The sequence below is a fragment of the Micromonospora sp. NPDC006766 genome, from assembly GCF_040636055.1.
In the GTDB taxonomy this organism is placed as follows: Bacteria; Actinomycetota; Actinomycetes; order Mycobacteriales; family Micromonosporaceae; genus Micromonospora.
In genome coordinates this window covers 1-6,621 of record NZ_JBEYIX010000101.1, presented here as the reverse complement: position 1 = coordinate 6,621, position 6,621 = coordinate 1, and the positions used below count along the sequence as shown (strand labels likewise).

At 70.5% G+C, this 6,621-nt stretch carries 5 protein-coding genes; 1 reads left to right on the top strand and 4 read right to left on the bottom strand.

What is annotated here, in order from left to right:
* Positions 1-121: 121 nt before the first annotated feature.
* From ABZ671_RS32155 to nudC, 3 genes are all read right to left on the bottom strand, one after another.
* Positions 122-1,687: a DUF6114 domain-containing protein gene (locus ABZ671_RS32155; protein WP_357865146.1), complete on the bottom strand. Its 1,566-nt coding sequence runs from the start codon at positions 1,685-1,687 to the stop codon at positions 122-124.
* Positions 1,688-1,767: 80 nt separating this feature from the next.
* Entirely contained in the window at positions 1,768-2,316 is a 549-nt protein-coding gene (locus ABZ671_RS32150) for a DUF6230 family protein (protein ID WP_357865149.1), read from the bottom strand.
* Between the two features lie 453 nt (positions 2,317-2,769).
* A complete protein-coding gene (gene nudC, locus ABZ671_RS32145) occupies positions 2,770-3,693 on the bottom strand; it encodes an NAD(+) diphosphatase (RefSeq protein ID WP_357865142.1) in 924 nt (307 codons plus the stop codon).
* A gap of 193 nt (positions 3,694-3,886) precedes the next feature.
* Here nudC and ABZ671_RS32140 point away from each other — a divergent pair, with 193 nt between their 5' ends.
* Positions 3,887-5,701 carry a VanW family protein gene (locus tag ABZ671_RS32140; protein ID WP_357865141.1) on the top strand — a complete coding sequence of 605 codons (1,815 nt, stop codon included), beginning with the start codon at positions 3,887-3,889 and terminating at the stop codon, positions 5,699-5,701.
* Positions 5,702-5,773: 72 nt separating this feature from the next.
* On the opposite strand, the gene ABZ671_RS32135 is transcribed toward ABZ671_RS32140, so the two are convergent.
* The gene (locus tag ABZ671_RS32135) at positions 5,774-6,400 is read right to left on the bottom strand and encodes an NAD(P)-binding domain-containing protein (protein WP_357865139.1); all 627 of its coding nucleotides are present in this window, start codon (positions 6,398-6,400) and stop codon (positions 5,774-5,776) included.
* Positions 6,401-6,621 lie beyond the last annotated feature (221 nt).

The following is a 6,621-nucleotide window of genomic DNA, read 5'->3' as shown; positions in this document are numbered from 1 at the left end:
GTCCTCAAAAACATCACCTGCGCGCTCAACCCGGACGGATCATGGGAGGGGCAGTTCGACGTCTCGTGGAAGGCCGTCCGCGCCGCCTCCGACTCCCGGCCGTTTCGCTTGTCGAGCGTGATCAGGACAGGTCGAGCTTGAGCGCCGGCTCGGCGGTGAGCGTCTTCGAGTCGACGAACGCCAGGTCGATCACCGGGTCGGTGAAGGTGACGGGCACCGGCGAGGTGACCGGGACGCCGTGCGGCAGCGGCAGGTCGGGGGTAAGCGTGATCTTGACGCCCTTGAGCCGCCCGACGAAGCGGGTGGCGTAGAAGGCGACATTACCCTCGACGGTGAGCTGCTTGCTGACGTACCGCTGGCGCCGGCCCGCCGGCCCGTCGGCCTGCAGGACGAAGTCGTCCGTCACGCCCTTGGCCATGGAGAATTTCAAACACTTCAGCGTGCCGCCAACGATGGGCAGCTCGACGATGCCCTCGAACCGCAGCCCGGTCATGGTCACCTTGGACCCGGTGAGCTTCGAGGGCCGGGCGGCGACCCGGGGCTGCCCCGGCTCGGCGGCGATCCGGGGCAACGGTTCACCCACCTCGACCGGCTCCGGTGTGGTCGGCGCCGGGCTGGCGCACGGATCGGTGTTCAGCTTTCCCGGCCTGGCGGGCTTCGTCGCGGCGCGGGTCCGGGTGATGGTGACGGTCTCGGCCGGCGCGGCGGGGACCGCCGCGAGAGCGGCCGCGCCGCTCGGCGCAACGGCGGCGCTGGCGGAGTGCCCACCCGTGAGCAGCCGGGTGACTCCGTCGACGGTGCCGGTCAGCAGGTTGCCGGCCGGGCCCTCCTCCGTCGGTTCGGGGATCGGGCTGGCCGAGCCGGAGTCCGGGGTTGAGGCGGACGGGCTCGGAACGGACGGGCTCGGAACGGACGGGCTCGGAACGGACGAGTCGGGGGGCGGGCAGCTGCCGGGCGAGGCCAGGGCGACCGCCTCGCCCCGGAGCGCGAACAGGCCAGCCATGGACATGCTGGCGAGCACCAGCAGGATCGCGTACAGCTTCGGGTCGCGGTGCCGCCCGGGCCCGGGCGGCGTGTCCGGGCCGACCGTCGGCGGCGCCTGGGTGGAGTCGGCGGCACCGGCCGGCGGTTCTGCCTCGCGCAGCGGGTTACGCGGCTCAGGCAGCGTGTCGGTGAGGACGCCGGTGGTCTCCTCCTCGCGCTGCCGGGGCAGCAACTCGTCGACGAGGGCCATCTCCTCCTCGCCGCCGAGGGTGTCCTCATCCGGGACTGGCCCGTCCCCGGCCGCCGCCGGCTTGCGGACGGGCACCCAGGCGAAGCCGAGCGCGCTGCCGATCATGCCGAGCAGCATGCCGATGAAGAACCCGCCGAGGTTCACCCCGATCAGCGAGTAGACCGCGGTGACCGCGGCGACGACGGAGTAGAACATCCGCTGTTGCGGGCTGAACCAGAGCAGCATGCCGCAGGTGGCGAGGATGGCCGGGATCAGCCAGGCGAGGAATCCGGTCGGCCCCATCGCGAAGGTGAGCCCGTGCAAACTCATCTTCGTACTGCCGAAGATCTCCAGGCCGGCCAGCGCGGTGAGCAGCCCACCCCAGAACGGTCGCGTTCGCCGCCACCGGCGGAAATCACGCCACGCCTGACCGAACCGGCCGGGCCGGACGTGCTGCGTCTCGGCGCTTGTCACGTACTCCTCCTGGCAGTGCTGACGTGGTGAAACGTGAACGAGGCCCGCGGAGGGTGCCCTCCGCGGGCCTCGGCATCAGTTCAGAAGCATTCCTTGGCATCCTTGCCAATGTTGATCTTCATCTTCAGGCCGGTCAGCTTGAAGGTGCCAGCGGAGGTGGAGCGGGCCACCTGCTTCAGGCCGGTGATGGTCACCTCGTCGGCGCTCTGTCCGAAGGCCCCCTGCTTGGCGTGCGAGTTCAGATCGCTCGCGTCGCGACCGATGTCGATCTTCTTGAACTCCGCGTCGCCCTCGAGGGAGTCCATTTCGATCAGCATGCCGCTGGCCTCGGCCGGCTTGCCGCGACCGCCGGCGTTGATGGTCAGCACGATCGGCACGCCCGGCAGGCTGGCGTCGACCGACTGGCACAGGTTGTACAGACTGGCAGTGGCGATCTCGGAGACGGCCACCGGGTGCTGCGTCCCGTCCTTCTCCGTGGCGATGCCGCCGTACTGCTTGAAGCCCTTACCGACCAGCTTCGAGGCGCCGACCTTGAAGGTCTGGCCCGAAACGTTGAACGACGCGGCGATGGCGCCGTTGGACATGCCGAACACGATGGCGCCGGCCACGGCGGTCGCCGGCACCATCATCGCGGCGAAGCGACGCCAGCGGGTGCCACCAGCGGCCTGGCGGTCTTCCGATTCACTCACGGGTCCTCCTCGACAGGGGGTGCGTCACCGGACGCGGGACGCGACGCGGGACGGGGAAAGTTGTGGGGCGACGCGGCTGCCGTTGTATCGACGGCTCACGCAGTGCGCGGGATTGGATGTTCTCGCGAAGCGACACAGCTCACAAGACCCTGCTACTGGCCAGTAATACCGTCGCGTCGACCCGAGCGCCGATGGCTACCGACGGTTAACATGTCGACGGTCATCAACCCGGGGCAAAACGGTGCGGTTACGGCAGGAGGGCAGATCGACTTCACCTGGGGTAGGCGTGATGGAGGTTCATCACAGTTCGATAACGGCAGGCTGGCAAACCGCTGAGGATGAGAAGACTTTCACCCGTCCGGCGGAAGCGACTGACCGTCCGGCGTGCGCGATTCAGATCACTCGATTCAGCCACGACCACAACAGATGATGGTCGATCGAGTCGACCCGACCCAGCGGATGCCCATCGGCCACCCGCGCGCGCAACTCCGCCCGGGTGAACCAACGCGCGTCCACCAACTCCTCGCCGTCGACCCGTACCTCGGTCGACGCCGCCGTCGCTCGGAAGCCGACCATCAACCCCGCCGGGAACGGCCATGCCTGCGACCCCTGGTACGACACCTCCACGACGGTCACCCCGGCCTCCTCGGCCAACTCCCGGCGGACCGCGTCCTCCAGGCTCTCGCCAATCTCGACGAACCCGGCCAACGTCGACCACGACCCCTCCGGAGCGCCCCGGTGCCGGGCCAGCAGGCAGCGCTCCGGCTCGCCCGGCGCCTCCACCAGCACGATGACCGCCGGCTCGATCCGGGGAAAGAGCAGCCGCCCGCAGCCATCACCGGCACACGAGCGGGTGTGCCCGCCGTCCCGCGCCACCGTCGGCGCCCCGCAGCCGCCGCAGTATCGCTGCCCCCGGTGCCAGTGCAGCAACCCCTTGGCGTACGCCTGCACGGCCGCCTCGGCCGGGGTCAGCGCGCCCACCAGGGCCCGCACGTCCACCGCCTCGGCCGCACCGGCCAGCGCCACCGCCTCCCGCTCAGCCTGACCGGAAAGGTCGGCGGCGAAGATCGCCCGCCCCGCGTCAAGCCCGAGAAAGACCGTCTCGTCGGCGGCGGCGAGCAGCCCGACGGCGTCGACGGCGGCCGGCCCCACCGGCATCCGATCCGCCCCGACCAGGCAGCGGTCACGCCAGAACGGCAGCAACACACTCTCCCGATCGGTCAGCCGCGCGGTGATCCACCCCGGGTCGGTACGCAGCTCGGCCGCCCGGTCCAGCCATCCACCGCCGTACGCCAGGCCCCGCTCATTCGTCCGCACCCGCACACCGTCGCACGTCTACCGTCCGCAGCGGGCACCAGCCACAGGTGATCGTCGCGACACCCGCTACGAGCAGCCAGGACATGGCGGCCGAGCGCCGACCGGCGATTCTTGGCCGGCTCGCGCGTTAGTTACCGTAGGTGTCATCCGGGTGGGGAAAGCCGTCCCCCCGTGCTATGCGATCGAGGTTGCTGTGACGCTGTACGGCGAGAAACTGCCGCCCGCCGACGACCGGCCCACCGTGCAGGTCACCGCGGTGAGCTGGCCGGACGACGAGCCGGCCGCCGTCGCACCGGCGCCGGTTCGAGCCGACGTCCCCGAACGGGTCCCGCGCCGGCGGCTGCTGCTCGCCGGTGGGGTCGCCGCAGCGGTGCTCGCCGCCGTCGCCGGTGCCGGCACCTACGCGTACGCGGGGGATGTGCCAAGGGGCACCACCGTGCTCGGCGCCGAGCTGGGCGGCCGGAGTCGGGCCGGCGCGGCCCAGGCGCTTTGCGCCGAACTGGAACGCCGGTCGGCGGCGCTCAACGCCCCGCTCAGCGTCACCGTCGGCGAGAAGCGCGTCGAGGTGCGGCCGGCCGACATCGGCCTCGCGATCGACGTGGACGCCACCGTGGCGGCGGCTGCCGCCACCGAGGCGCATCCGGTGAGCCGACTGGTCGGCTCTCGCACGATCGCGCCGGTGGTCGTCGTCGACGTCACCAGACTCGACGCCACGCTGCGCGAGGCGCTCGGCGACCAGGGCCGGGCCATGACCATGCCGGCCATCATCTTCACCGGCACCACCCCGAAACCGGTCTACCCGAAGCCAGCCCGGGTGGTGGACCCCGGCGCGGCCGACACGATCAAGGCCGGCTGGCTCGCCGGCCGGCCGGTCACCGTGCCGCTGGTCGAGAAGTGGCCGGCGACCAGCCGCGCCGAGGTGGACCGACTCATAGCCGAGCTGGCCAGGCCGGCGGTGTCCGCTCCCGTCACGCTTTCCACCGATCAGGGCTCGATCACCGTCCCACCCGCCGCGATCGCCGATGGTCTGCGCTTCGTTGCCGATGACGCGGGCAAGCTGACCCCGCGGATTGACGTCAAACAGCTGCGTGCCGCACTCGGCGAGCGGCTCGCGAAGATCGAAGTCGAGCCGAGGGACGCGAGCCTGGCCATCGCCGGCGGCAAGCCGAAGGCGGTGCCCGGCCGGGCCGGCAAGCAGGTCGACGCGACCGCGCTGGGTCGGGATCTGCTCGCCGTGTTGCCGCAGACGGACGGCCGTACGGTGACCGCCACGCTGAAGCCGGTCGAGCCGGAGCTGACCGAGGCGAAGCTGGCCGAGCTGGGCATCAGGGAGCGGGTCGCCACCTTCACCACCCAGTTCACCGGCGGCCTTTCCTCACCGCGCAGCCAGAACATCATCCGGGTGGCGAAGGACGTGAACGGCGCGATCGTGAAGCCCGGCGAGACGTTCTCGCTCAACGGCCACACCGGCGAGCGCGGGTACGACCAGGGCTACCAGGACGCGGCGACCATCGTCAACGGCAAGCTGGTGCCGGGCGTGGGCGGCGGCGTCTCGCAGTTCACCACGACCCTGTTCAACGCCGCCTACTATGCCGGGCTGGAAGATGTCGAGCACAAGCCGCACTCGTTCTACTTCAGCCGCTACCCCGCGGTGATCGAGTCGACGATCTACTGGCCGCAGCTCGACCTGAAATTCCGCAACAACACCCCGTACGGCGTCCTGATCACCACGTCCTACACGTCCAGCACCGTCACCGTGTCGATCTGGAGCACCAAGATCTACGACAGCGTCAAGACCGAGTACGGCCCTCGCCGGAACATCACCCAACCCAGCACGGTCTATCTGGAGCCGGGCCCCAGCTGCATCGCCACCGGGGGCAGCGTGGGCTTCGCCCAGGACGCCTACCGCGTCATCGCCAAGGACGGCAAGGTGATCAAGCGGGAGCGGTTCAGCTGGCGCTACGCCCCCGAGCCGCGCTTCATCTGCGGCCCGAAGCCCGCCGCCTGACGTCCGTCCCGACCAGGCACGAGAAAGCCCCGCCGGCGATGCACCCGGCGGGGCTTTTCCATGTCGTACGCCTCAGGGCCGCGCCGCGGCCAGTCCCTGCCGTACGCCGTCCGCGTCACGGTCGGCGCCGTAGACCGGTGCGCCGGGCTGCTGCCGCCAGCTCGCGTCGAGCGTCCCACCGTCCACGGGGTCGAAGCCCAGCTCGTCCACCAACTCCATCACCATCTGCTTGGCGGCCGGGTCGTCACCCGCGACCGGCAGGCCGATCCGGTCGGGTGCGCCCGCCGGCCGGCCGTTGTCCATCAGATGCTGAGCCCGGATGGTGTTGAAGACCTTCACCACCCGGGCCCCCTTGAGATGCTCCGCGGTCCACCGGCTGGAGGTGAGGCTACGGTCGAGCAGCTCGGGGATCTCACCGTCCCGCTCGGGATAGTAGTTGTCCGCGTCGACGACCAGTTTCCCGTCGAACAGCGCGGCCGGCAGATCCGGCACCGCCCTGAGCGGTACGGCGATGACCACCAGCTCCGAGCCCTGGACAGTCTCCTCCAGCGTGCCCGCCGTGGCACCGGTCTCCGCCGCGAGCTCGGTGAGGCTCTGCGGTCCGCGTGAGTTGGTGACGGTCACGTCGTGGCCCAGTGCACGCAGTCGACGAGCGAGGGTGCCACCGATGTGACCCGACCCGATGATTCCGATCTTCATGACCACCCCTGCCTCCGCCAGCAGTGCTGGGGCGCCAGGCCCCCGCATCGACGGTACGAGACCGGGCAGGCGGTACGCGGGGATTCCCGAAGCTCGCCTCGCCGCATCCGGCTGCAAACGATCGCGGAAACGCAAGTCAGGGGCACCCCGAAGGGTGCCCCTGACTGAAAGATTGTCCGGCGGTGTCCTACTCTCCCACACCCTCCCGAGTGCAGTACCAT

What these genes read in the sequence shown, in the direction of transcription:
- ABZ671_RS32150 (WP_357865149.1), bottom strand. Translation starts at nt 2,316, where the DNA reads ATGATGGTGCCGGCGACCGCCGTGGCCGGCGCCATCGTGTTCGGCATG.
- ABZ671_RS32135 (WP_357865139.1), bottom strand. Translation starts at nt 6,400, where the DNA reads ATGAAGATCGGAATCATCGGGTCGGGTCACATCGGTGGCACCCTCGCT.